This is a genomic window from Actinospineispora spinosispora DSM 44797 (genome assembly GCF_000429025.1).
Classification (GTDB): Bacteria; Actinomycetota; Actinomycetes; order Mycobacteriales; family Pseudonocardiaceae; genus Pseudonocardia; species Pseudonocardia spinosispora.
The window spans coordinates 17,073-39,456 of record NZ_KE386838.1 but is presented as its reverse complement, the minus strand read 5'-3'; the positions used below and the strand labels follow the sequence as shown (position 1 = coordinate 39,456).

The 22,384-nt window shown below is 70.1% G+C and carries 20 protein-coding genes; 11 read left to right on the top strand and 9 right to left on the bottom strand.

The window, feature by feature from the left end; all coding sequences use genetic code 11:
- The first annotated feature begins 45 nt into the window (after nt 1-45).
- Together G406_RS52945 and G406_RS0140790 are read left to right on the top strand one after the other, a co-directional pair.
- On the top strand, nt 46-804 hold the full coding sequence (locus tag G406_RS52945) for a hypothetical protein (protein WP_245607404.1): 759 nt from the start codon (nt 46-48) through the stop codon (nt 802-804).
- A complete protein-coding gene (locus tag G406_RS0140790) occupies nt 801-2,438 on the top strand; it encodes a DNA polymerase Y family protein (protein WP_245607403.1) in 1,638 nt (545 codons plus the stop codon). The genes G406_RS52945 and G406_RS0140790 overlap by 4 nt, the downstream gene beginning before the upstream one ends.
- Here the strand turns inward: G406_RS0140790 and G406_RS0140785 are convergent.
- Entirely contained in the window at nt 2,429-3,019 is a 591-nt protein-coding gene (locus tag G406_RS0140785) for a short chain dehydrogenase (protein WP_028938341.1), read from the bottom strand. The genes G406_RS0140790 and G406_RS0140785 overlap by 10 nt on opposite strands.
- Before the next feature lie 618 nt (nt 3,020-3,637).
- The gene (locus tag G406_RS0140780) at nt 3,638-4,039 is read right to left on the bottom strand and encodes a cytidine deaminase family protein (protein WP_028938340.1); all 402 of its coding nucleotides are present in this window, start codon (nt 4,037-4,039) and stop codon (nt 3,638-3,640) included.
- A gap of 247 nt (nt 4,040-4,286) precedes the next feature.
- On the opposite strand from G406_RS0140780, the gene G406_RS0140775 reads away from it, so the two are divergent.
- The 4 genes from G406_RS0140775 to G406_RS0140760 all read left to right on the top strand — a co-directional run bounded on the left by G406_RS0140775 (nt 4,287) and on the right by G406_RS0140760 (nt 9,803).
- Nucleotides 4,287-7,613: an error-prone DNA polymerase gene (locus G406_RS0140775; protein ID WP_028938339.1), complete on the top strand. Its 3,327-nt coding sequence runs from the start codon at nt 4,287-4,289 to the stop codon at nt 7,611-7,613.
- Between the two features lie 34 nt (nt 7,614-7,647).
- The gene (locus tag G406_RS0140770) at nt 7,648-8,340 is read left to right on the top strand and encodes a pentapeptide repeat-containing protein (RefSeq protein ID WP_342666279.1); all 693 of its coding nucleotides are present in this window, start codon (nt 7,648-7,650) and stop codon (nt 8,338-8,340) included.
- A 147-nt stretch (nt 8,341-8,487) separates the two neighbouring features.
- Nucleotides 8,488-9,495, top strand: a complete 1,008-nt coding sequence (locus G406_RS0140765) for a DMT family transporter (protein ID WP_028938337.1) — start codon at nt 8,488-8,490, stop codon at nt 9,493-9,495.
- Entirely contained in the window at nt 9,495-9,803 is a 309-nt protein-coding gene (locus G406_RS0140760) for a DUF3017 domain-containing protein (RefSeq protein WP_037081198.1), read from the top strand. Before G406_RS0140765 ends, G406_RS0140760 begins: the two co-directional genes overlap by 1 nt.
- Here the strand turns inward: G406_RS0140760 and G406_RS0140755 are convergent.
- From G406_RS0140755 to G406_RS0140740, 4 genes are all read right to left on the bottom strand, one after another.
- Nucleotides 9,796-10,647, bottom strand: coding sequence for a sterol desaturase family protein (locus G406_RS0140755; RefSeq protein WP_028938335.1), 852 nt, complete (start codon nt 10,645-10,647; stop codon nt 9,796-9,798). The genes G406_RS0140760 and G406_RS0140755 overlap by 8 nt on opposite strands.
- A gap of 59 nt (nt 10,648-10,706) precedes the next feature.
- Nucleotides 10,707-11,429: a helix-turn-helix transcriptional regulator gene (locus tag G406_RS0140750; RefSeq protein ID WP_028938334.1), complete on the bottom strand. Its 723-nt coding sequence runs from the start codon at nt 11,427-11,429 to the stop codon at nt 10,707-10,709.
- Between the two features lie 3 nt (nt 11,430-11,432).
- On the bottom strand, nt 11,433-12,512 hold the full coding sequence (locus G406_RS52940) for a DUF3500 domain-containing protein (RefSeq protein ID WP_211241420.1): 1,080 nt from the start codon (nt 12,510-12,512) through the stop codon (nt 11,433-11,435).
- Between the two features lie 160 nt (nt 12,513-12,672).
- Nucleotides 12,673-14,889: an NADP-dependent isocitrate dehydrogenase gene (locus tag G406_RS0140740; protein WP_028938333.1), complete on the bottom strand. Its 2,217-nt coding sequence runs from the start codon at nt 14,887-14,889 to the stop codon at nt 12,673-12,675.
- Nucleotides 14,890-15,163: 274 nt separating this feature from the next.
- On the opposite strand from G406_RS0140740, the gene G406_RS0140735 reads away from it, so the two are divergent.
- The 4 genes from G406_RS0140735 to G406_RS0140720 all read left to right on the top strand — a co-directional run bounded on the left by G406_RS0140735 (nt 15,164) and on the right by G406_RS0140720 (nt 20,103).
- Nucleotides 15,164-15,496: an SH3 domain-containing protein gene (locus G406_RS0140735; RefSeq protein ID WP_156935431.1), complete on the top strand. Its 333-nt coding sequence runs from the start codon at nt 15,164-15,166 to the stop codon at nt 15,494-15,496.
- 14 nt (nt 15,497-15,510) lie between these two features.
- Nucleotides 15,511-16,320, top strand: a complete 810-nt coding sequence (locus tag G406_RS0140730; RefSeq protein WP_028938331.1) for an exodeoxyribonuclease III — start codon at nt 15,511-15,513, stop codon at nt 16,318-16,320.
- Between the two features lie 99 nt (nt 16,321-16,419).
- Nucleotides 16,420-17,493, top strand: a complete 1,074-nt coding sequence (locus tag G406_RS52935; protein WP_051343359.1) for an alpha/beta fold hydrolase — start codon at nt 16,420-16,422, stop codon at nt 17,491-17,493.
- Nucleotides 17,494-17,517: 24 nt separating this feature from the next.
- Complete coding sequence (locus G406_RS0140720; protein WP_028938330.1) at nt 17,518-20,103, top strand: bifunctional FO biosynthesis protein CofGH; 2,586 nt, start codon at nt 17,518-17,520, stop codon at nt 20,101-20,103.
- A gap of 42 nt (nt 20,104-20,145) precedes the next feature.
- On the opposite strand, the gene G406_RS0140715 is transcribed toward G406_RS0140720, so the two are convergent.
- Together G406_RS0140715 and G406_RS0140710 are read right to left on the bottom strand one after the other, a co-directional pair.
- Nucleotides 20,146-21,144, bottom strand: coding sequence for a hypothetical protein (locus G406_RS0140715; protein ID WP_028938329.1), 999 nt, complete (start codon nt 21,142-21,144; stop codon nt 20,146-20,148).
- Nucleotides 21,145-21,202: 58 nt separating this feature from the next.
- Nucleotides 21,203-21,622, bottom strand: a complete 420-nt coding sequence (locus G406_RS0140710) for a hypothetical protein (protein ID WP_028938328.1) — start codon at nt 21,620-21,622, stop codon at nt 21,203-21,205.
- Between the two features lie 52 nt (nt 21,623-21,674).
- Here G406_RS0140710 and G406_RS52930 point away from each other — a divergent pair, with 52 nt between their 5' ends.
- Entirely contained in the window at nt 21,675-21,854 is a 180-nt protein-coding gene (locus G406_RS52930; protein WP_156935430.1) for a hypothetical protein, read from the top strand.
- On the opposite strand, the gene G406_RS0140700 is transcribed toward G406_RS52930, so the two are convergent.
- Nucleotides 21,851-22,363, bottom strand: coding sequence for an Lrp/AsnC family transcriptional regulator (locus tag G406_RS0140700; RefSeq protein WP_037081196.1), 513 nt, complete (start codon nt 22,361-22,363; stop codon nt 21,851-21,853). The two genes, G406_RS52930 and G406_RS0140700, sit on opposite strands and share 4 nt — an antisense overlap.
- Between the last annotated feature and the right edge of the window lie 21 nt (nt 22,364-22,384).

Genomic DNA, 22,384 nt, shown 5'->3' with positions numbered 1-22,384 from the left:
TCGAACAAGTGTTCGATGTCAATGGTCGTGCTTTCGGAGGTGCATGTGGGTGCCGTGGCGCCGGCGGACGCGCAAGCCGCGCGGTTGAGCGAGGCCAGGAGCCTGCTCAGCAGGGCGACTCGTTCCTGGTCAGGACGATCGGCGGGGCAGGCGTGGGCGGGGGAGCCGAAGGTCGCGTCGGTTCCGGGTGAGCAGGTGCTGCCGGTGGCGCCCGCGCTGCGCCCGCTGTTGCCCGATGGGGGGCTCCGGAGGGGTGGCATCGTCGCGGTCCGCTCGCGGGCCTCGGTCTCACTGTTGCTCGCGTTGCTCGCCGAGGCGTCCGCGACGGGCTCGTGGTGTGCGCTGGTGGGCATGCCGGAGCTCGGGCTGGTGGCGGCCGAGGAGGCGGGGCTGGTGCTGTCCAGGGTCGCGCTGGTGCCTCGGCCGGGCACCGATCTGGTGGCGGTCACCGCCGCGCTGCTGGACGGGGTGGAGCTGGTCGCGGTGGCGGGCGCCGGCCGGCTGGGCGCCGGCGATCGGCAGCGGCTGGCGGCCAGGGCGCGGCAGCGCGGCGCGGTGCTGCTCTCGCTCGGCCGGTGGCCCGGCGCCGATCTGGAGGTCGGGGGTGACGCCGGGCGCTGGCGGGGGCTCGGTGAAGGCGGCGCGGGCCGGTTGCGGTGCAGGCAGGTCCGGGTGCGGGTCGGCGGGTGTGGCGCGGCGCACCGGGGACGGAACGCCTCGGTGCTGCTGCCGGGGCCGACGGGTGCGTTGTCCGGGGTCCGGTGGCCCGCCGAGGTCCCGGACGAGAGCAGGAAAGCGGGGTGATCCCCCGGATCGTGGCGCTGTGGTGCCCGGACTGGCCGGTGGTGGCCGCGACGGAGGCGGAGGGGATCGCGGCGCACCGCCCCGCGGCGGTCGTGTCGGCCAACCGGGTGCTCGCCTGCTCGGCGAGGGCACGGGCCGAGGGCGTCCGGAGGGGCCTGCGCAGGAGGGAGGCGCAGGCCCGCTGCCCGGAGCTGGTCGTGCTGGCTGTCGACCAGGAGCGGGACGCCCGCATGTTCGAGCGGGTGGCGCTCGCCGTCGAGGAGGTGGCCCCGGGCCTGGAGGTGGTCCGCCCCGGGCTGCTGGCGCTGCTCGCGCGCGGGCCCGTGACGTACTTCGGCGGTGTGGGCGAGGTCGCGGAGCGGCTGATCGACCAGGTCGCGACCAGGGTCGGGGTGGAATGCCAGGTCGGGGTCGCGGACGGGCTGTTCGCGGCGACGCTGGCGGCTCACCGGGGTGTGGTGGTGGAGGAGGGACGCAGCGCCGAGTTCCTCGCTCCGCTGGAGGTCGGTGAGCTGGACCGGGAACCCGGCACGGACCGGGGTGAGCTGATCGACCTGCTGCGCAGGCTGGGGTTGCGCAGCCTGGGGGCCTTCGCGGCGTTGCCCTCTGCCGACGTCGCCTCCCGGTTCGGCTCCGACGCGGTGCTGGCCCACCGGCTGGCGCGCGGGTTGGAACCGCGCCCACCCGCGCGCCGGCGTCCCCCCGAGGAGCTGGCCGTGTCGATCGAGCTGGACCCGCCGGTGACCAGGGTCGACGCGGCGGCGTTCGCGTCGAGGGCGCTGGCGGACCGGTTGCACGCACTGCTGGCCGGGCACGGGCTCGCCTGCACCCGGCTGGGTGTCGAGGCGGGCACCACCGAGGGCGACGACCTGGCCAGGGTCTGGCGGTGCGCCGAGCCGCTGACCCCGGCGGGGACGGTCGACCGGGTGCGGTGGCAGCTGGACGCCTGGCTCACCAGGACGCTGCTGCGAGGGGGCGGACCCTCGGAGGGCGAATCGGATCCGACCGGCGGGATCCGGTCGTTGCGGCTGGTCGGTGAGGAGGTGGTCGCCGCGGGCGCGCTGCAGCTGGGGCTGTGGGGCGATGTCGGCGCGGCACAGGAACGGGTCGGCAGAGCGCTGGTGCGGGTACAGGCGCTGCTCGGACCGGAAGGGGTCTACACCGCAGTGCTCGAAGGCGGCCGCGACCCCGCCGAACGGGTCCGCCTGGTGCCGTGGGGCGACGAGGTGGCCGCGTCGCCGCTGCGGGTCGGCCACGGCGGCCGGGGCGCCGCCGAGGGGATCGTCGACCGAACGGAACCGCCCTGGCCAGGGCGGTTGCCGGCACCGTCGCCGACGACGGTGCCCGCCGAGCCGGTGTACGCCGAGGTGTCCGACGCAGCGGGCCGGCCGGTCGTCGTCACCGATCGCTACGTGCTCAGCGCCGCCCCGGCGAGCGTCGCGCGCGGAGGCGGCGGACCGCTGCCGGTGCGGGGCTGGGCAGGCCCGTGGCCGGTGGACCAGCGCTGGTGGGACGCGGTGCTCGGCTGGCGGGGCAGCCGGCTGCAGGTCGTGGTGGGTGGGGAAGAGGAAGAGACGGCCCTGCTGCTGCTCCACAGCAACGACCGCTGGTCGGTCATCGGCAGCTACGACTGAGGAACGACGGTGGTTCCTTGCGCGGTGCCCTCCACGAGCGCGCGGTAGGCGTCTGCGACGACGCTGACCGGCGTGCCCGAAGCGGGGTCCTCGCCCATCGCGGTGAGCGTCTCGCTGATCCAACCCGGGCTGACCAGGTTGAGCCGCAGCCCCCGGGGAAGCTCGGCCGCCGCCGACCGGACGAAGCCGCTCAACCCGGTGTTGACCAGCGCACCGATGCTGCTGCCCCGGATCGGGGTGACGAACGTCCCGCCGGTGAGCACGATCGAACCCCCGCTGTTCAGCCGCGCGGCGGCGCTGAGCGTGAGCGAGACCTGGCCGAACATCTTGGCCTGTACATCGGCGGCGACCCCGGCGTCGGTCAGCTCCGGCAACGGGGTCAACGGCACGTTCGCGGCGCAGCAGACCACCGAGTCGACATCGGCCACCTCGGTGAACAGCCGCCCGACGGAGGAGACGTCGGCGAGATCGACACTGACAGCCGACCGCCGGGACACCGGAATGACGTCGTGCGCGTCCCGAAGGGCGGCGACAACGGCTCTCCCGAGCATGCCGGACGCCCCGACAACGATGATTCGCATGCTGGCTCTCCTGGCTGGCTTTTCGCGCGTCCAAGTTTCCGGTCGGGACCCCTCGTCGGCTTCGCCTCGAGGGGTCCGCGACCGGAAACTTACGGCGGCTTCGCCGGTCGCTTCGCTCCGGCTTCGCTGCCGTCGCTGACGCGCGCTTGTCTGGTTGCGTTCTGCTTCGCCTGGTGCGTTCTTTGCAGTGCTGCGCACTGAACCCCCTGCGGGGAGACTCGCGGAGCGGACCTCGCGCACTCGCAGACCTTCTGGCCCACCTCGCAGACCCACGTGTTGTGTCGCAGATGCTGCAGTGTCTGCGACGCGACATGACGCTCTGCGAGGTGTTGCGAAAGTGGTCAGTGGGGCCAGGGGTGCGGCCTGCAGGCGCGAGGGCGCAGCCCGATGCGCAACAAACAGCGCCATCGGCTCGCCGCCACCTGCGACGGACACGCACACTGCCCCTTTCCCCGCGATCCTGGCCCGCACTTGGCGTGGTCGGGCGGTGTCAACCCGGAACCCTCGCCCCCGAACCCGCGCAACCAGGAACGCGTGCGAGGCCGGCGCCAGCCGGGGGTTGATACCGCCCGACCACGCCAAGACACTGGATGGCCAGCGGGGACGAGCGCTGCGTTGCTACGGGATGGGCCACTCGTGATGCGGCAGCAGCTCCCGCAGCGGCAGAACCACATCCGCCCCGAGGACCACCTGGGTGTCGAGATTTCGCTCGTCGATCTGGCGCAGGAACTCGCGGCACCGGCCGCAGGGAGGCAGGACGTACAGCGTGCCGGTGTCGTCCCGACACACCGCGACGATCAGCGCGATCCGGTACTCGCGGGCGGTGACCATCGCGGCGACGGCGCTGTGCTCGGCGCAGAACCCGGTCCCCGAGCCGGTGTCGATGCAGACGCCGGAGTACCGGTTGCCGTCGACGGTGACCAGGGTGGCGGCGACGTCACCGAACACCCGGTCATCGCTGCGATGTGGGTGCAGGTGCGCGCCGGCGGTGGCGATGAGGTCGTCGACGAGTGTGCTCACCAGGGAAATCTAGTGGCCGGACCCGGCGGTCGCGTCCCATTTACGAAGTACTGGACGGGGGCCCCGTTCGAACGTATAGTCGAACATATGTTCGACACAGAGTCGGTGGACTCCTGCCAGGTGCACTCGCTGGATCGGCCTCGTCCGGGGTGGACGGAGTCCGAGCATCCCAGCGGGATGCGAATCCTGCGCAGCCCGACCGGTCGGTGCTACCTGCGGCATCCCGCCAGGACGCTGAGGGCGGGTCATGGGCTTCAACAACCCTGAGGTCAGCTGGTCGCGGCTGGAGCGGACGCTGTCCGGTCGGGCTCCGGCCGCTCCGGTGGGCGACGGCGGCGACAGCCCCGCGTGGTCGCGGGTCCGTGAGCCGTACGAGCCGCCGGAGCCGGTCGCCTTTCCCCGGGGCGAGGTCCCCTACGCCGAGCTGCACTGTCACTCCAACTTCAGCTTCCTGGACGGCGCCAGCCATCCGGAGGAGCTGGTCGAACAGGCGGCGCGGCTGGGGCTGGAGGCGGTCGCCCTCACCGATCACGACGGCATGTACGGGGTGGTCCGGTTCGCCGAGGCGGCGAAGAGGCTCAAGATGCGCACGGTGTTCGGTGCCGAGCTGAGCCTCGGTCTGCCCGGCGCGCAGAACGGCGTCGCCGACCCGGTGGGCAGTCACCTGCTGGTGCTGGCCAGAGGCACGGAGGGGTACCGGGCGCTGTGCGGGACGATCAGCACCGCGCAGCTGCGGGGGAAGGAGAAAGGGCGCCCGGTCTACGACCTGGAGGAGATCGCGCGCGACGTCGCGGGGCAGGTCCTGGTGCTCACCGGCTGCCGCAAGGGCACGGTCCGGCAGGCGCTGCGTCAGCACGGCGTGGCCGCCGCGACGGCCGAGCTGACCCGGCTGGTCGAGCTGTTCGGCGTGGAGAACGTGGCCGTCGAGCTCACCGACCACGGTACGCCGACCGACACCGAGCGCAACGACGCGCTCGCCGGGATGGCCGAGCGCCTCGGTCTTCCCACGGTGGCGACCAACGCGGTGCACTACGCCACCCCGGAGCGCTATCCGCTGGCCACCGCGATGGCGGCGGTCCGTGCCCGGCGCGGGCTGGACGACGCGGACGGCTGGCTGCCCGCCGCACCGGTCGCGCATCTGCGCAGTGGTGTCGAGATGGCGGCCCGGTTCGAGGCGCGGTACCCGGGCGCGGTGGCAAGAGCGGCGGAGCTGGGCCGTGAGCTGTCCTTCGAGCTGCGGCTCGTCGCGCCCGACCTACCGCCCTTCGACGTGCCGGACGGCAGGAGCGAGGCGGACTGGCTGCACAAGCTGACCTACCAGGGGGTGGCGACCAGGTACGGAAGCCAGGCGGAGGATCCGGAGGCGCACGAGATCATCGCCAAGGAGCTGGCGATCATCGAGGAGAAGAACTTCCCCGGCTACTTCCTGATCGTGCACGACATCGTGAAGTTCTGTAAGGAGAACAACATCCTCTGCCAGGGGCGGGGCTCGGCCGCGAACTCGGCGGTCTGCTACGCGCTCGGCATCACGGCGGTCGACGCGGTCCAGCACGGTCTGCTCTTCGAACGGTTCCTCTCCCCGGCGCGGGACGGCTACCCGGACATCGACCTGGACATCGAGTCCGGTCGCCGTGAGGAGGTGATCCAGTACGTCTACCGCAGGTACCAGCGCACGCACACGGCCCAGGTGGCGAACGTGATCTCCTACCGGCCCCGATCCGCGGTGCGCGACATGGCGAAGGCGCTCGGGTTCTCGACCGGTCAGCAGGACGCCTGGAGCAAACGGATCGAGCGGTGGGGCTCGACGGTCGGCGACAGCACCGACCACTCCGATCCGGACGGCATCCCGGGGAACGTCCAGGCGCTCGCCGACCAGCTGCTGGGCTTCCCCCGGCATCTCGGCATCCACTCCGGCGGCATGGTGATCTGCGACCGTCCGGTGTCCGAGGTGGTGCCGGTGGAGTGGGCACGCATGGCGGACCGCACCGTCGTGCAGTGGGACAAGGACGACTGCGCGGCAGCGGGGCTGGTCAAGTTCGACCTGCTCGGCCTCGGCATGCTCACCGCACTGCACAAGATGATCGACCTGGTGGCGGAGCACCACGGGAAGAAGATCGAGCTGCACGAGCTGCAGCCCGTCGACCCGAAGGTCTACGACATGCTCTGCAAAGCCGACTCGGTCGGGGTGTTCCAGGTGGAGTCCCGTGCGCAGATCGCCACGCTTCCCCGGTTGAAGCCGCGCACGTTCTACGACCTGGTGATCGAGGTCGCGCTGATCCGGCCGGGCCCGATCCAGGGCGGCTCCGTGCACCCGTACATCCGCAGGCGCAGTGGTCAGGAGGACGCGCACTACGACCATCCGATGTTGGAGAACGCGCTGCGCAAGACGCTGGGGGTGCCGCTGTTCCAGGAGCAGCTGATGCAGATCGCGGTGGACGTTGCCGGTTTCTCCGCCGCCGATGCCGACGAGCTGCGCAGGGCGATGGGCTCCAAGCGGTCCACCGAGAAGATGGAGCGGCTGCGCGAGCGGTTCTACGCGGGGATGGCGAGCAACGGGATCACCGGTGAGGTGGCGGTCGGCATCTTCGAGAAGATGCTGGCGTTCGCCAACTTCGGCTTCCCGGAGAGCCATTCGATCAGCTTCGCCTCGCTGGTCTACTACAGCTCCTGGTTCAAGCTGTACCACCCGGCGGCGTTCTGCGCGGCGTTGCTGAACTCCCAGCCTATGGGGTTCTACTCGCCGCAGTCGTTGATCGCCGACGCGCGGCGGCACGGGGTGCTGGCGCTCGGGCCGGACGTCAACCGGTCCGGTGCGGACGCCACCCTGGAGCCGGTCGAGGACGGTGCCACGAGCACCGGCGGGGTGGCCGTGCGGCTCGGGTTGAGCAGTGTGCGGGTGGTCGGCGAGGACCTGGCGACCCGGATCGAGGAGGAGCGCCGCGCGCACGGCCCCTACAAGGATCTGTCCGAGTTCGCCCGCCGGGTGCGGCTGACCGTGCCGAAGGCTGAGGCACTGGCCACCGCGGGAGCCTTCAGCTGCTTCGGGGTCGACCGGCGCGGTGCGCTGTGGGCGGCCGGTGCGCTGGCCACTCAGCGACCGACCCAGCTGCCCGGGACCACGGTCGGGGTCGAGGCGCCGCCGCTACCCGGGATGACCGACGCCGAGCTGACCGTCGCGGACGTGTGGGCGACGGGGGTCAGCCCGGACAGCCACCCCATCGCGCACCTGCGGGAGCGGCTGGCCGGCGAGGGCGCGGTCACCATCGCCGCGCTGCGCGAGGTAGCGGAGGGCACCCGGATCAAGGTCGGTGGCCTGGTGACCCACCGCCAGCGGCCGGCGACGGCGGGTGGTGTCACCTTCATCAACCTGGAGGACGAGACCGGCATGCTCAACGTGGTCTGCTCGCCAGGGCTGTGGTCCCGGTACCGGTCGGTGGCGATGGGCGGCTCCGGTCTGCTGGTCCGGGGCCGGCTGGAGCACGCGGAGAACACCCCGGCGGTGCTGAACCTGCTGGCCGACCGCCTGGACCGGTTGACGCTGAAGGTGGCGATCCGTTCGAGGGACTTCCAGTGACCGGGTTGTCGGGGGAGTGTGGTCCGATGGCGACGTGAGTGAACCGGGCCACGACGGCAGTGATGACGGCAAGGACGACTGGGACAGCAACGAGCGTCTTGTCGGGCTGATGGACGAAGACCGCCAGGTCGTCGGTGAGGATTTCGCCGATCTGGTGTTCGCCGGGCAGCTGTGGCGGGATCGTCGGTTCGTGTCCTGCCGGTTCACCGAGGCGGACCTGCGGGGGCTGCGGACCGAGCGGTGCGAGTTCACCGAGTGCGACTTCACCGGAGCCGACCTCGGTGAGTCCGAGCATCGGGCGACGGCGATGCGGGCCTGCGTCCTCACCAGGGCGACGCTCACCCGGGCGCATTTCCGGGGGTGCTCCCTGCTGGGTTCGCAGTTCACCGACTGCCGGCTGCGGCCGCTGACCATCACCGACAGCGACCTCAGCCTGGTGTCTCTCGGCGGGGCCGACCTGCGCAAGACCGATCTGAGCGGGTTGCGGATGCGCGAGGCGAACCTGGTCGCGACCGATCTGCGCGGCGCGGTGCTGCGTGGCACCGACCTGTCCGGCGTACGGTTGTCCGGTACCCGGCTGGAGAACGCGGACCTGCGCGAGGCGACGGTGGAGCCCGGCTCGCTGCGCCAGGCCCGCGTCGAGGGAGCCCGGGTGGACCTGATCACCGCGGTGGGCTTCGCCACGGCCCACGGCCTGAACGTGGACCTGACCGGCACCGACCTCTGACTCCAGTCCCTCACGACGCACTTCGCACACCTTCGTGTCACGTCGCACATGTCCGGACGTGTGCGACGTGACATGACGGTGTGCGAAGTCGCCCGAGAAGCTGTCGTGCCGGGCACAACCGGGGTGGCGGAGGCAGGATGGTGTCCTGTGGTCACCGACTCGAGTTCAGTAGCACCGTCCCGGCAAGCGGCGGGGCTGCTGGCCGCGGGGCTCGCCGGCGCCGGGATCGCCGTACAGACCAGGGTGAACGGCGGGCTCGCGGTGGGGCTGCACAGCGCGCCCGGCGCCGCGTTCTTCTCCTTCGGCAGCGGCTCGGTCCTGATGCTCGTCCTGGTGCTGGCAGTGCCCTCGGCCAGGGCCGGCATGCGGCGGGTGTGGCGCGCGATCGTCGGTGGTGAGGTGCCGTGGTGGCAGCTCTGCGGTGGGTTCTGCGGCGCGCTGCTGGTGGTGTCCCAGGGAGTCGCCTCCGGGTTGCTCGGGATCGCGGTGTTCAGCGTGGCGATGGTCGCCGGTCAGGTCGGCAGTGCGCTGCTGATGGACCGGCTGGGGATCGGGCCGACGGGTCGGCGGCCGGTCAGCGGGCGGCGGCTCCTCGGTGCACTGCTGGCGATCCTCGCGGTCGTGTTGTCCGTCGCCGACCGGTTCAGCCACCCGGCGAACATCCTGCTGACCGGGTTGCCGCTGCTCGCGGGTGCCGCGGTGGCGTGGCAGCAGGCGGTCAACGGCCGGGTCGGCGTCGCGGCGCGCGGCCCTGACCCGGGCACACCGAACGCGGCCGGCGTACTACCCGCCACCATGATCAATTTTGCGGTCGGGACCGTGGCGTTGCTGGTGCTCCTCGTGGCCGACGTGCTGCGGCACGGTGCACCGCAGTCCGCGCCGTCGCAGTGGTGGCTCTACCTCGGTGGCGTGATCGGCGCGCTGTTCCTCGGCGCGGGTGTCGTGGTGGTGCGGATCGTCGGGGTGCTGCTGCTGGGCCTCGGCATGGTCGCGGGTCAGCTGATCTGTTCCCTGCTGCTCGACCTGCTCGCCCCGGCCGCGATGCATCCGCTGACCGTCGTCACGGTGCTCGGCACCCTGCTCACCCTCGCCGCCGCGGGCATCGCGGCGTGGCCGGCACGCGCCGCGCGCGGCTCTGCGAGGATGGCCGGGTGATGATGGACCTGCGGCGCAAGCTGGCCGACCGGCTGCCGCTGCACTTCGCGGTCAGCGTCGTGCTGGTCATCGCGGCGGCCGGGCTCGTCAGGGTGCTGCAGGAACACTGGCGTCAGGGCGCCGGCCTGGTGGGTGGCGCGCTGCTGGTGGCCGCCGTGGCCCGGATCATCCTGCCCGAGGACCGGGCCGGGCTGCTGGGCGTACGCAGCCAGGCGATCGACGTGCTCTGGTACGCGGTCCTCGGTGCGTTGATGGTGATTCTGGCCGCGACCATCCCACCCACCCCGCTCGTCGCGGGAATCAGCTAGCCGACCGCCGGAACGGCTCGGCCAGCTGCGCGAAGTAGCGCGTCGGATAGTTCGGCTCGGCCGCCATACCGAGATCGGCACTGACGAACCGGCGCTCGGGGTCGAACGAGTACGTGCCGAGCAGGTGATCCCAGATCAGGGTGAACAGCCCGAAGTTGACGTCGCCGACGCCGGCCCATTTCAGGTGGTGGAACCGGTGGCCCCGGTTGAGGGCCAGCACCCGGCCGAGAACGCCGACCGAGTAGTCCACATTGGAGTGCTGCAGCAGTAGCTGCACCGCGACGCAGGTGGCCAGCACCGACGCGACCGGGACCGGGATACCGAGCAGGATCAGCGGCAGCACACCGCCCGCCATCTCCAAGGACTGGTGCACCGGGTGTTTCATCAGCCCGTTCAACCCGTAGAACCGCGTGACGCTGTGGTGCACCGAGTGGAACCGCCACATCCATCCGACCTTGTGGCTGGCCAGGTGAACGAGGGTGATCCCGAGGTCGGCGACCAGGATGGACATCAGGACCTGCGCGACGAACGGCAGCGCGGACGGCCAGTGCCCATCGAGCGGATTCACTGCCGCGAGCGCGGGGAGCACCGCGACGCTGAGCAGGATCAGCGACTCGTTGACGAACGAGTGGGCGGTGTCCCTACCGGCATCGGACTGTGCGACGTTCCAGTCCGGCGCGTAGGGCAGCAGCCGCTCGGCGCCGAACGAACAGAGCACCGCCACCACGATGACCGCGACCATGCACAGCTCGCCGAACCCGAGCGAGGCGAGTGCTATGGCCGAGCCGTTGACACCGAGAAGCATGAACGGCACATAGCCGTAGCGAACAACAGAACGAATCATGATCACGAGCGTCGTCGACGACCGGCATCTCAGGCTTGTACGGATCCGTCGACCCGCGTCTACGACCACCGCATGTTCGCCGACAACGCGGCGGGTGCAAGGCCGAACATCTCGTGGCACACCCGGTTGAGGTGGGCGCTGTCGGTGAAGCCGGCGGCGTGCGCGGCCTCGGTGAGGGTGCCGCCACGGCGCAGCTGTTCACCGGCTCGACGCAACCGGACCCACCTCAGGTAGGTGGGGAAGGTCAGCCCCAGCTGCTCGCCGAAGAGGCGCCCGAGCCTGCTCGGCGACAGGGACACCGCCGAGGCGACGTCGGCCAGCCGCACCGGTCGGTCCAGCAGGTCGGGGAGCAACCGGACCGCGTCACGCAGGCACGGATGGCACGCCGACAGCGGTCTCGACGTGGTGTCGGTGCCGGTCAGCGTGGTGAGAACCCGGTGGACCGCCGTGGCGACGTCGAGCTCGAGCAACCGTTCGTCGACACCCTCGACGCCGCGATGCATCCATAGCGACGGCCCGGAACCGAGTGCTGACGCGGCGGCGTCGAGTGGATCCAGATAGATCAGCAGACCGACGCCGGCAGCCTCGTCCACACTGTGCGGTGACCCTGTGGGGATCACCGCCACATCACCGCCGCCGAGTGCGACACCACCCAGCCGAACAGCCCCGGACAGCACCACGACGACCTGCAGCGCGGCGTGCGAGTGGCGGTGCGCGGGCCCGAGGTCACCTCGGAACGCGAGCCGACCGGGCTCCATCCACACGAGACCGGACCAGCTCACCGCCTAATGGTGCGCCCGGTGATGCGCGGCCAGTACGTCCGCCCCGAAGTCACCCTCGGGATCGCGCCACACCGAGTGCGCGTGGTTCGCGTGACGCTGCGCGTTGTCGTACTCGACGAGCAGCCGAGGCCCTTGCAGCCGGTAATAGCAGGCGGCGCCCGGCTCGTCGCTACCCGCCCAGGCGAAGTGCACCTCGTCCAGCAGCGAGCCGGCGAACCGGGCGGACTCCCGGTCCCGCAGCTCCTCGGGTACCCGGCCCGTGTAGCAGTCGAGCAGCGCCACGACCAGCGCGCGCTGGTCCGAGTCGAGCCGGGCGGCGGAGATGCCTCGGGGGACCGCTGTCAGTTCGAGCGCGTCGTGGTCGGCCTCGGTGATGCCGTAGTGCTCCTCGCCGGCCTGGTGACCGGCGTTCATCCGGTCCTTCGCCTCGTCGTCGGTGAACCGGTCGCCGAACAGCTCGCCCAGCGGCAGCACCCGGTTGCCGGGTTCGGCACGCGGCCGGTTCGCGGCGACGACGTCGAGCGGGGCCCTCGGGGTCAGCACCGCGGCCGACCGCTGGCCCTCGTCCAGCGACACGACCAGCGCCCGGCCGAGATCCTCGACGCCGCCGAGCGGGCGCAGCGCCGTCCCGCCCAGCAGCGGCGATCCCGCCGGGTCCGCACCGAGGAAACACGGCGTCGAGGACACCAGCGCACCGTCGACGACCAGGTTGTTCAGCGACACGTGGTGCCCGCCGAAGCGCCACCCCCACACCGGTTCACCGGGGGTACCGACGATGCGCAGGTAGTACAGCTCCGGATCACGCCAGCGCTCCCGCATGGTGGTCGTCCTGGCGAACCCCTCGGTGTGGTCGAGGACGTTCTCCAAGCCCATGATCGTGGCGACGGTGACGTAGGCGGCCTCGGACAGGCCGGTCGCGACCAGAGCCATCGTCCGCCGGTACTGGGTCGCCGTCATGTCCGCGACGGTCAGCCCACCGTGATCGGTCGGCGTGTAGAACCAGCGGCGACGTTCGTCGTCGGAACCCGGCGACCACGGCCGGTGCGCGCGTTCGCGCTGGCCGCTGTCCAGCCCTGCCAACACCGCCTGCGCGGTCTCCCATCCGGCCCGCTACCGCCCGTGCCGCACTGCTGTCGGACATGGGCAAAGGCTAATGCCGCGGCGAGACCACCGCCCGGGGACGAAACCCCGTGAGTGTTGCGGCCGCCCATGGGCGACCGCAACACTCACGGGGTGTTCGGGATCAGAACTCGGTGATCGCGGCGGTCAGCGTCGGGCTCGGGCGCATGACCTTGTCGGTCTTCGCGCGGTCCACGTAGTAGTAGCCGCCCAGCTCGACCGGCTGGCCCTGCACGCCGTTCAGCTCGCCGAGGATCGTGTCCTCGTCGGCCGCCAGCCGCTCCGCCAGCGGGGCGAAGACCTTGGCGAACTCGGCGTCCTCGGTCTGCGCGGCCAGCTCCTGCGCCCAGTACAGCGCGAGGTAGAAGTGGCTGCCCCGGTTGTCCAGCTCTCCGACCTTGCGCGACGGCGACCGGCCCTCCTCCAGCAGCCTGCCGGTGGCGGCGTCGAGTGCCTGGCCGAGCAGCTTCGCGCCCGGGTTGTCGTCCTTCTCGGCGAGGAACTCCAGCGAGACCGCCAGCGCGAGGAACTCACCGAGCGAGTCCCAACGCAGGTGGTTCTCCTTGACCAGCTGCTGCACGTGCTTCGGCGCCGAACCGCCGGCCCCGGTCTCGAACAGGCCGCCACCGTTCATCAGCGGCACGATCGAGAGCATCTTCGCGCTGGTGCCCAGCTCGAGGATCGGGAACAGGTCGGTCAGGTAGTCACGCAGCACGTTGCCGGTGACCGAGATGGTGTCCTCGCCGGCCTTCGCGCGGGCCAGCGTGTAGCGGGTGGCCTCCGCGACCGGCAGGATCTCGATGGTCAGACCGTCGGTGTCCAGCTCGTCGAGGTAGGTACGGACCTTCTTGAGCACCTCGGCGTCGTGACCGCGGTTCTCGTCCAGCCAGAACACGGCGGGGGCACCGGTGGCGCGGGCGCGGCTGACCGCGAGCTCCACCCAGTTGCGGATCGGGGCGTCCTTGGTCTGGCAGGCGCGCCAGATGTCGCCGGCCTCGACGTCGTGGACCAGCAGCACGGTGCGGTCGGTGCCGTCCAGCACCCGGATGGTGCCCGGCGTCGCGACCTCGAACGTCTTGTCGTGGCTGCCGTACTCCTCGGCCTTCTGCGCCATCAGACCGACGTTGGGTGTGGTGCCCATCGTGGTCGGGTCGAACGCGCCGTTCTCCCGGCAGAAGTCGACCGTCTCGGCGTACAGCGCGGCGTAGGACGAGTCCGGGATGACGAACTTGGTGTCCTGCTGGGCGTTCTGCGCGTTCCACATCTGGCCCGACGAGCGGATCGCGGCAGGCATCGAGGCGTCGATGATGACGTCGCTGGGCACGTGCAGGTTGGTGATGCCCTTGTCGGAGTCGACCATCGCCAGCGACGGGCCGCTGTCGTACGCGGCGGTGATGGCCTTCTCGATCGTCTCGCGCTTCTCGCCGGGCAGCTTGGACAGCGCGGTGAGGATGCTGGCGAGACCGTCGTTGGGGTCGGCTCCCACGGAGGCGAGGTCGGCGCCGTACTCGGCGAACACGTCGGCGAAGTATTGCTTGACCGCGTGACCGAAGATGATCGGGTCGGAGACCTTCATCATCGTGGCCTTGAGGTGTACGGAGAACAGCACGCCCTTGGCCTTGGCGTCCGCGACCTGCTCGGCGAGGAACGCGTCGAGGGCGGCCTTGCGCATGACGGCGGCGTCGACGATCTCACCGGCGAGTACCGGCAGCGACTCCTTCAGAACGGTGATCGTGCCGTCGGCTGCCTCGTGCTCGATGCGCAGCACGGTGTCGGCGTTGATCGTCACCGAGGACTCGGAGTGCCGGAAGTCGCCGTCGGCCATGGTCACGACGTGCGAGGCGGAGCTGGAGCTCCAGGCGCCCATCGAGTGCGGGTGCTTGCGGGCGAAGCCCTTGACCGACGCGGGTGCGCGGCGGTCGGAGTTGCCCTCGCGCAGCACCGGGTTGACGGCGCTGCCCTTGACCGTGTCGTAGGCGGCGCGCGCGGCCCGCTCGTCGTCGGTCTGGGGGTTCTCCGGGTAGTCCGGGATGTCGTAGCCGGCGCCCTGCAGCTCCTTGACCGCGGCCTTCAGCTGCGGGATCGAGGCGCTGACGTTGGGCAGCTTGATGATGTTGGCTTCCGGCGTCTTGGCCAGCTCACCGAGCTCCGCGAGGGAGTCCGGGACGCGCTGCTGCTCGGTCAGCCGGTCAGGGAACTGGGCGAGGATGCGGGCCGCGAGTGAGATGTCGCGGGTCTCGACGTCGACGCCGGTTTTGCCGGCGAACGCCTCGATCACCGGCAGGAACGAGTGCGTCGCCAGCGCCGGTGCCTCGTCGGTGTAGGTGTAGATGACCTTCATCGTTGCTCTGGCCTGCCCTTTTCTCGTGGATGGGTCCGTGTTGCCGGCCTCGACGACGGAGCGCGGGGCCTCCTCGATCAGACACGCTAGCCCGTGTCGCCATCGTGGTTCGTGCGGCGTCCCGGGACAGGGAGACGAGCTAGCAGTACGTCCGTACTGTATACCCGTCGGGCCGGAAATGCAGGCGACACAGTCGGCCGGAGTGCCCCAGGACGTCGGTCCGAGGCGGTAGCGTTCTCCGGCAGGGACCGGTGGGGCGGAGTTGGGTGTCGACGTGCAGAAAATCAAGCTGGTCAGACCGAAGATGCGGAGCTGGACGTTCGCACTCGGATGTGCGCTCGTCCTGGGCGTCCTCGTGTTGATCGACAACGGGTCGGTGCGGTCCGACGTGGTGACCGCCGCGTGCCGGGTCGAGGTCACCGCCGACGTGCTCAACGCGCGCGACAGCCCCGATGCGGGCGGCTCGGTCGCGAAGACACTGCACAAGGGCGACGTGCTCGGTGCGGAGACGACGGTCCAGAACGGCTACCGCAAACTATTGGAAGGTGGCTGGGCGCTGGACGACTTCCTGCGTCCGCTGCCCGGCAGCAAGTGTGTGGCTCTGTAAGGATCGGTGATCTTGTGCTGACGGTCAGCACCGTCAACGTCAACGGCATTCGCGCGGCCGTCCGCAAGGGTTTGCTCGGCTGGTTGGCCACGACCGACGCGGACGTCGTGTGTCTGCAGGAATGCCGGGCGCTGCCCGAGGAGTTCCCCGAGCTGCCGGACTCCTGGCGGCTGGACTACACGCCGTCGGCGAGCGCGCGTGGCCGCAACGGTGTCGGCGTCCTCACCCGGGTCGGGCTGGAGGTCGAAGCGGTCCGGGTCGGGTACGGCTCGGCGGAGTTCGACGACTCGGGCCGTTACCTGGAGGTCGACCTGCCCGGTCTGACCGTGGGCTCGCTGTACCTGCCGAACGGCACCGTCGGCACGCCCAAGCAGGACGAGAAGGACCGCTTCCTCGCCGAGTTCGCACCCTACCTGGCCGAACGCGCGGAGAAGGCCGCCGCCGAGGACCGTGACGTGCTGGTCTGCGGCGACTGGAACATCGCACACACCCAGTTCGACATCCGCAACTGGCGGGGCAATGTCCGAAACTCCGGCTTCCTGCCGCACGAGCGGGAGTGGATCGGCACGCTGTTCGACGGCGGTTACCACGACGTCGTGCGCGCGCTGCACCCCGACGTGCAGGGGCCGTACTCGTGGTGGTCCTACCGAGGGCGGGCGTTCGACAACGACACCGGCTGGCGCATCGACTACCACGTGGCGACCCCCGGTCTGGCCGCCCGCGCGGTCGGCGCGCGGGTCGACCGGGCGGCGGAGCACGCTCTGCGCTGGTCCGATCACGCCCCGGTGACCGTCGCCTATGACGGTCCGGGAGTCGTCGGCTGACTCCGCGGTACCGGTTTCTCCATTCCGCGTACAGGGGCCCTTTCGTCTGGTTAGGCTCGTCGGGTCGATCAAGTCACTGTCCCGGCGGGAGCCCTCACCGTGATCTGGAAATCCGGACGTCTCGCCGTGGTGGCTGTGGCGTCCGTGCTCTTCGCGCTGACCGGTTGTTCGGCTCCGAATGGTGTCGTCGGTTCGGCACAGATGGCGCTGAGCAAGGGAAAAGGAAGCGCCCCGCAGGAGACGATCAGGCTCTCGTCCGGCAAGAAGCTGACCATCAACCGGAATTTCCCGTTCGCCGGTAGCTCCAAGGTGACCGATGCGCTGATCGTGATCCATGGCGCGGGACGCAATCCGGTGAGCACCTACACCGGGATGATGACGGCTGCGTCGAAAGCCGGCGTGAGTGGGCACACGATGGTGCTCGCGCCGAAGTTCAAGATCGCTGAGGACAATCCGGGAAGCAACGAACCGGAATGGACGAACGATTCGTGGAAATCGGGTGAGGCAGGTACCGGCTCGGGCAGCCTGAGCAGTTACGCGGTGATGGACGAGCTGGTACTGACCATGGCCGACAAGTCCCGGTTCCCCAATCTGAAGCGTCTGACCATCGTCGGGCATTCGGCGGGTGGCCAGTTCACTCAGCGGTACGCCGCGTTCGGCCTGGCGCCGAACAAGGTCAAAGGTGTGTCGATCAACTACGTGGTCGGGAATCCTTCGTCCTACGTGTACATGGATCCGATCCGTCCAGATGCGAGCGGCAAGAAGTTCGCGGCGCCGTCCAATGCCTCGTGCAAGTACAACGAGTACAAGTACGGCTTGGACGGACGGACCGGCTACGTGGCAAAACTGAGCAAGGAGCAGGTCGTTCAGAACTACACTTCTCGGCGGGTGACTTACCTGAACGGTGGAGTCGATGTTCTGAAGAAAGAACTCGACATGGACTGTGGTGCCATGCTGGAGGGCAAGAACCGGCTCGCCAGGGGCGCGGCCTATTACACTTATATTCACAGCAAGTACCCGAATGCGCCGCACAACCGAATCGTGGTCCCGGACGTCGGGCACGACCACTACGCCCTGTTCGAGTCGCCGCTGGCGAAGTCGGTGTTGTTCGGCGGTGACGGTGGTGACCTCGCGGACAGTGTCCTGAGTCACAGTTCGTCGCTCGCAGAGTAGTCAAAACAGACTTAGTGTGCAGGGGTGGCCGATCTACTGTCCGTCCCGCAACCGCCGCCCTCTGAGGCATCTCTGCGCCGCGCACTGCGGCGTGCCCGAGACGGCGTCACGCTGAACGTCGACGAAGCAGCGGTGCTGCTCGCGGCACGCGGTGAGCAGCTCGACGAGCTGCTCGACATCGCCGCGCGAGTCCGCGACGCCGGTCTCGTCGACGCCGGACGACCCGGGGTGGTGACCTACAGCCGCAACGTGTTCATCCCGTTGACCAGGCTCTGTCGGGACCGTTGCCATTACTGCACGTTCGCCACGGTGCCGCACCGGCTGCCGTCGGAGTTCCTCGAACGCGACGAGGTGCTCGAGATCGCCCGCCAGGGCGCCGCCGTCGGGTGCAAGGAAGCGCTGTTCACCCTCGGCGACCGCCCGGAGGACCGCTGGCCCGCCGCCCGCGAATGGCTCGACGCACGCGGTTACGACTCGACGCTGGACTACGTGCGCGCCTGCGCGATCGCGGTTCTCGAAGAGACCGGTCTGCTGCCGCACCTGAACCCGGGAGTGCTCTCCTGGGACGAGCTGACCAGGCTCAAGCCGGTCGCGGCGAGCATGGGCATGATGCTGGAGACGACCGCGACCCGCCTGTGGTCGGAGAAGGGTGGCCCGCACTACGGCAGCCCCGACAAGGAGCCCGCCGTCCGGCTGCGGTCCATCACCGACGCCGGCCGGGTCGGTGTCCCGTTCACCACCGGCATCCTGATCGGGATCGGGGAGAACCGCACCGAGCGGGCCGACTCGCTGTTCGCGATCCGCTCCGCGTCGAGGGCGCACGGGCACATCCAGGAAGTCATCGTGCAGAACTTCCGGGCGAAGCCGGACACCGCGATGGCGAACGACCCGGACGCCGACCTCGATGACCTGGCCGCGACGATCGCCGTCGCCCGGCTGGTGCTGGGCCCGAAGATGCGTCTGCAGGCGCCGCCGAACCTCGTCGGCGAGGAGTACGGCCTGATGCTGCGCGCCGGCATCGACGACTGGGGCGGTGTCTCCCCGGTCACCATCGACCACGTCAGCCCCGAGCAGCCATGGCCCGCGGTCGACGAGCTCGCCGCGCACACCGCCGCGGCCGGGTTCAGCATGCGCGAACGGCTGACCGCGTACCCGAAGTACGTGCTGGCCGGTTCGCCGTGGATCGACACCCGCGTGCAGACGCACGTCGCGGCACTGGCCGACCCACAGACGGGTCTGGCGAACGAGTCGGCTGTGGTGCGCGGCCTTCCCTGGCAGGAGCCGGACGGCGGGTTCGCCTCCACCGGGCGCACCGACCTGCAGGAGACCATCGACACCACCGGCCGCACCGAGGACCGGCGCAGCGACTTCGACTCGGTGTACGGCGACTGGGACGAACTGCGCGACGAGCTCGCCGCGCAGCAGCAGTCCGCGCCCGAGCGGCTCGACTCCGACGTCCGCGCGGGCCTGCGGCTGGCCGCCGAGAACCCCGCCGCGCTGCTCGACCCGGCGAACAACGCGGCGGCGATGGCCGTGCTCACCGCCGACGGTCAGGCCCTAGAAGAGCTGACCAGGCTGGCGGACGCGGTGCGTGCCGACGTGGTCGGCGACGACGTCACCTACGTGATCAACCGCAACATCAACTTCTCGAACGTCTGCTACGTCGGCTGCCGGTTCTGTGCGTTCGCGCAGCGGGAGAAGGACACCGACGCGTTCCGGCTCTCGCTCGACGAGGTCGCCTCCCGCGCCGTGGAGGCGGCGCTGGACGGTGCCACCGAGGTGTGCATGCAGGGCGGCATCGACCCGCAGCTGCCGGTGACCTTCTACGCGGACCTGGCGCGCTCGGTGCGCGCCGCGGTCCCTGGAATGCACGTGCACGCGTTCTCGCCGATGGAGATCGTGTCGGCCTCGGCGAAGGCCGGGGTATCGATCAAGGAGTGGCTGACCGAGCTGCGCGGCGCCGGGCTCGGCTCGATCCCCGGTACCGCCGCCGAGATCCTCGACGACGAGGTCCGCTGGGTCATGACGAAGGGCAAGCTGCCCGCCTCGCAGTGGATCGAGGTCGTCACCACCGCGCACGAGCTGGGCATCCCGTCCTCGTCGACGATGATGTACGGGCACGTCGACGAGCCGAGGCACTGGCTCGGGCACCTGCGTACGCTCGCCTCGATCCAGGACCGCACCGGCGGGTTCACCGAGTTCGTGCCGCTGCCGTTCGTGCACCACAACGCGCCGATCTACCTGGCCGGGCTGGCCCGGCCGGGGCCGACCGAGCGGGACAACCGCGCGGTGCACGCGTTCGCCAGGCTCGCGCTGCACGGCCGGATCGACCACATCCAGTGCTCCTGGGTGAAGCTCGGCGACAAGCTGTCGGCGGACATCCTGCGCGGCGGGGCCGACGACATGGGCGGCACGCTGATGGAGGAGACGATCAGCCGCATGGCCGGCTCGGAGAACGGTTCGGCGCGCACGGTCGCGGAGCTGGAGTCCATCGCCACCGCCGCTGGTCGCCCGATCCGCCAGCGGAGCACGACCTACCGCGACCCGGTGGCCCGCCTGACTCCGGCCACGGGAGCCGCACCCCGTCTCCTGCCGCTCACCAGCGCCTAGCTACCCGTGAGTGATTTGGGCTGCCATGGCAGCCCAAATCACTCACGGGGCTTTTACGGTGAACATGGTGCGGCGGTGCGACGAGCCGTACTTGCCCTCGAAGTAGGAGTGCACGATGTCCTCCTGGCACAGGCCGAGGCCGTGCTCGCCGGACCAGGGCTCGACATGGCGCAGCTCGACCTGGACGTTCTCGGTGCCGCCCCGGGTGATGACGTGTTCGGCCAGCTCGCGGTGCGCGAGGTACAGGTCGTTGCCGCGCACGACCCATTCGGCCTCGAACGGGTCGTCGTCGAGGCGTCGGATGATGATCGGCATCGCGAAGTAGCGTTCCAGCGAGTACGTGTTCGGGGCAGCCCAGGACTCCTCGAACCGCTGTTCCACGAACTGGGCGAAGCTCGACTCGGCGGAGGTCTCGTACTGGCTGGTGTTCTCCGAGGACCGGTTGGTCGGGAAGAACGAGATCAGCGCGCGGCCGTCCCAGCGGTAGTACGCGGCGACCGGCGCGGTGGCGTACACCCTGACCTCGAGCCGCTGCCTGCGCTCCTCGTCCAGCCGGGACCGGTACCTGTGCAGCGCGAGCAGGTTCTGTCTGATCAGCTCGCGGATGCGGGTCGTCGAGTGCCGTAGCTCGTCGGCCCGCTGCTCGGCGGCGCGGCAGTCCGGGTCCAGCAGCAGGATCTCGATCTTCACCTTGCACGCGAGAGCCTGGTTGCAGGCGTCGAGGAACCGCTCCAGGTAGAGGTCGTCGAGCAGCGCGATGCCGGTCTCGAAGATGCGCACGGTGTGCTTGGCGTCGTGGATGTGCTCGATGACGCGGTTGTGGTTGAAGTTGTCGAAGATCTTCTCCGCGCGCAGCTCCTGGCGGGCCATCAGTGGGTTGACCAGCGCATACGTGACGACCGCGCCGACGAAGCTCGCGCCGATGTTCAGCAGTAGGTTGCCCGCGTACTGGTCGGTGTCCCGCGCCCACCAGAGCGCGATCGCGGCGAGCAACGACAGGACCGCGACCGCGGTGATCGAGCCGACGCGGCGGCGAGCCATCCGAACGAGGTTGTTGATCTGCGTAGCACCTGGGGTCGTGCGGGGCACTCGGCGTGCCTCAGCCGGTCGGCCGGTGCGCGCGCAGCGCGGCGAGGAGATGGGCTCGGATGCCTTCGGCGAACATCTGATCATCGTAGGCGAGCAGAACCAGCACGTCACGCCGTGAATCGCAGCCCGGATATCCGTCGAGCAGCGCGGCCCGGTCGGCTCTGCTGAAGCCGTAGCGGGGCAGTTCGTCGGTGGTGAAGAAGCCGGCGCAGTCGAACGTGGCGATCACGTCGTCGCACAGCTCGCGGCCCCTGCGCAGCGTGGCCTGGTGTTCCTTGGAGAACCAGCCACGTCCGCCGACCAGGGTGAATGCCCACAACCGGCCGCCGGTGGCCCGCAGGATTCGGGAGCCGCAGTCCGGTAGGGACAACCGGCGCAGCGGCCCGGCGACCACCGTGACCTGCGCAACCGTCGCCGTGCCTGCCGACATGAGAACACCTTACTCGCGGACCGAGCCGCAGGGGTTACCGTGAGGTATGGGCATGCTCGGCAAGTTGTTCAACGACCAGAACCTGCGTGACGAGAGTGGCGAGGAGGGTGAGGGCAAGCTGTACCGTCCCCGTTTCGACATCGACCTGGACAGCGGTGTGGTGCGGATGCCCACCCTGCCGTCGAAGGCTGCCGACGACACCACCGACGAGACGGACGACAGCGCCCGCTAGCCGGGCTCGGGGCGGAACGCGGGGGCTCGGCTGGCCGGACGCTCGCGCGGTTGCGCCAGCAACGGCATCACCCGGTGCGGCACCACGGTGGTCAGCGCGATGACGCTGGTCGAGCGGTCGATCGCGGTGGAGTGGTTGAGCAGCAGCAGGATCGCCTGCAGGTCGTCATGGGACGCCGCCGCGATCCGGCACAGCACGTCCCCGGTCCCGGTGGTCGCGTACGCCTCGACGACGCCCGGGATCTCCTCCAGCTCCTGCGCGATCTGCTCCAGCGCGCCCTGCGCGATCTCCAGGGTGACGAAGGCCTGCACCGGATAACCGGCCCGCCCCAGGTCCACGTCCGGGCCGTACCCGGTGATCACGCCGGACTCCTCCATCCGTCTCAACCGTGCCGAGACGGTGGCCCTGGCGATCTTCAGCTGACGGGACAGCTCCAGCGCACCGGCCCTCGGATAGGTGCGCAGCGCGGACAGCAGCGCCAGGTCGAGCTCGTCGAGTGTCACGCTCATGGGCACAGAATTCCCCCCAAG

Excerpts from the sequence above, each read along its gene's own strand:
- G406_RS0140715 (WP_028938329.1), bottom strand. The coding sequence starts at position 21,144 with ATGGCTCGCCGCCGCGTCGGCTCGATCACCGCGGTCGCGGTCCTGTCG.
- G406_RS0140700 (WP_037081196.1), bottom strand. The coding sequence starts at position 22,363 with ATGAGCGTGACACTCGACGAGCTCGACCTGGCGCTGCTGTCCGCGCTG.
- G406_RS0140785 (WP_028938341.1), bottom strand. The coding sequence starts at position 3,019 with ATGCGAATCATCGTTGTCGGGGCGTCCGGCATGCTCGGGAGAGCCGTT.
- G406_RS52930 (WP_156935430.1), top strand. The coding sequence starts at position 21,675 with ATGCTCGGCAAGTTGTTCAACGACCAGAACCTGCGTGACGAGAGTGGC.
- G406_RS0140775 (WP_028938339.1), top strand. The coding sequence starts at position 4,287 with ATGGGCTTCAACAACCCTGAGGTCAGCTGGTCGCGGCTGGAGCGGACG.
- G406_RS0140740 (WP_028938333.1), bottom strand. The coding sequence starts at position 14,889 with ATGAAGGTCATCTACACCTACACCGACGAGGCACCGGCGCTGGCGACG.
- G406_RS0140755 (WP_028938335.1), bottom strand. The coding sequence starts at position 10,647 with ATGATTCGTTCTGTTGTTCGCTACGGCTATGTGCCGTTCATGCTTCTC.
- G406_RS0140710 (WP_028938328.1), bottom strand. The coding sequence starts at position 21,622 with ATGTCGGCAGGCACGGCGACGGTTGCGCAGGTCACGGTGGTCGCCGGG.
- G406_RS0140760 (WP_037081198.1), top strand. The coding sequence starts at position 9,495 with ATGATGGACCTGCGGCGCAAGCTGGCCGACCGGCTGCCGCTGCACTTC.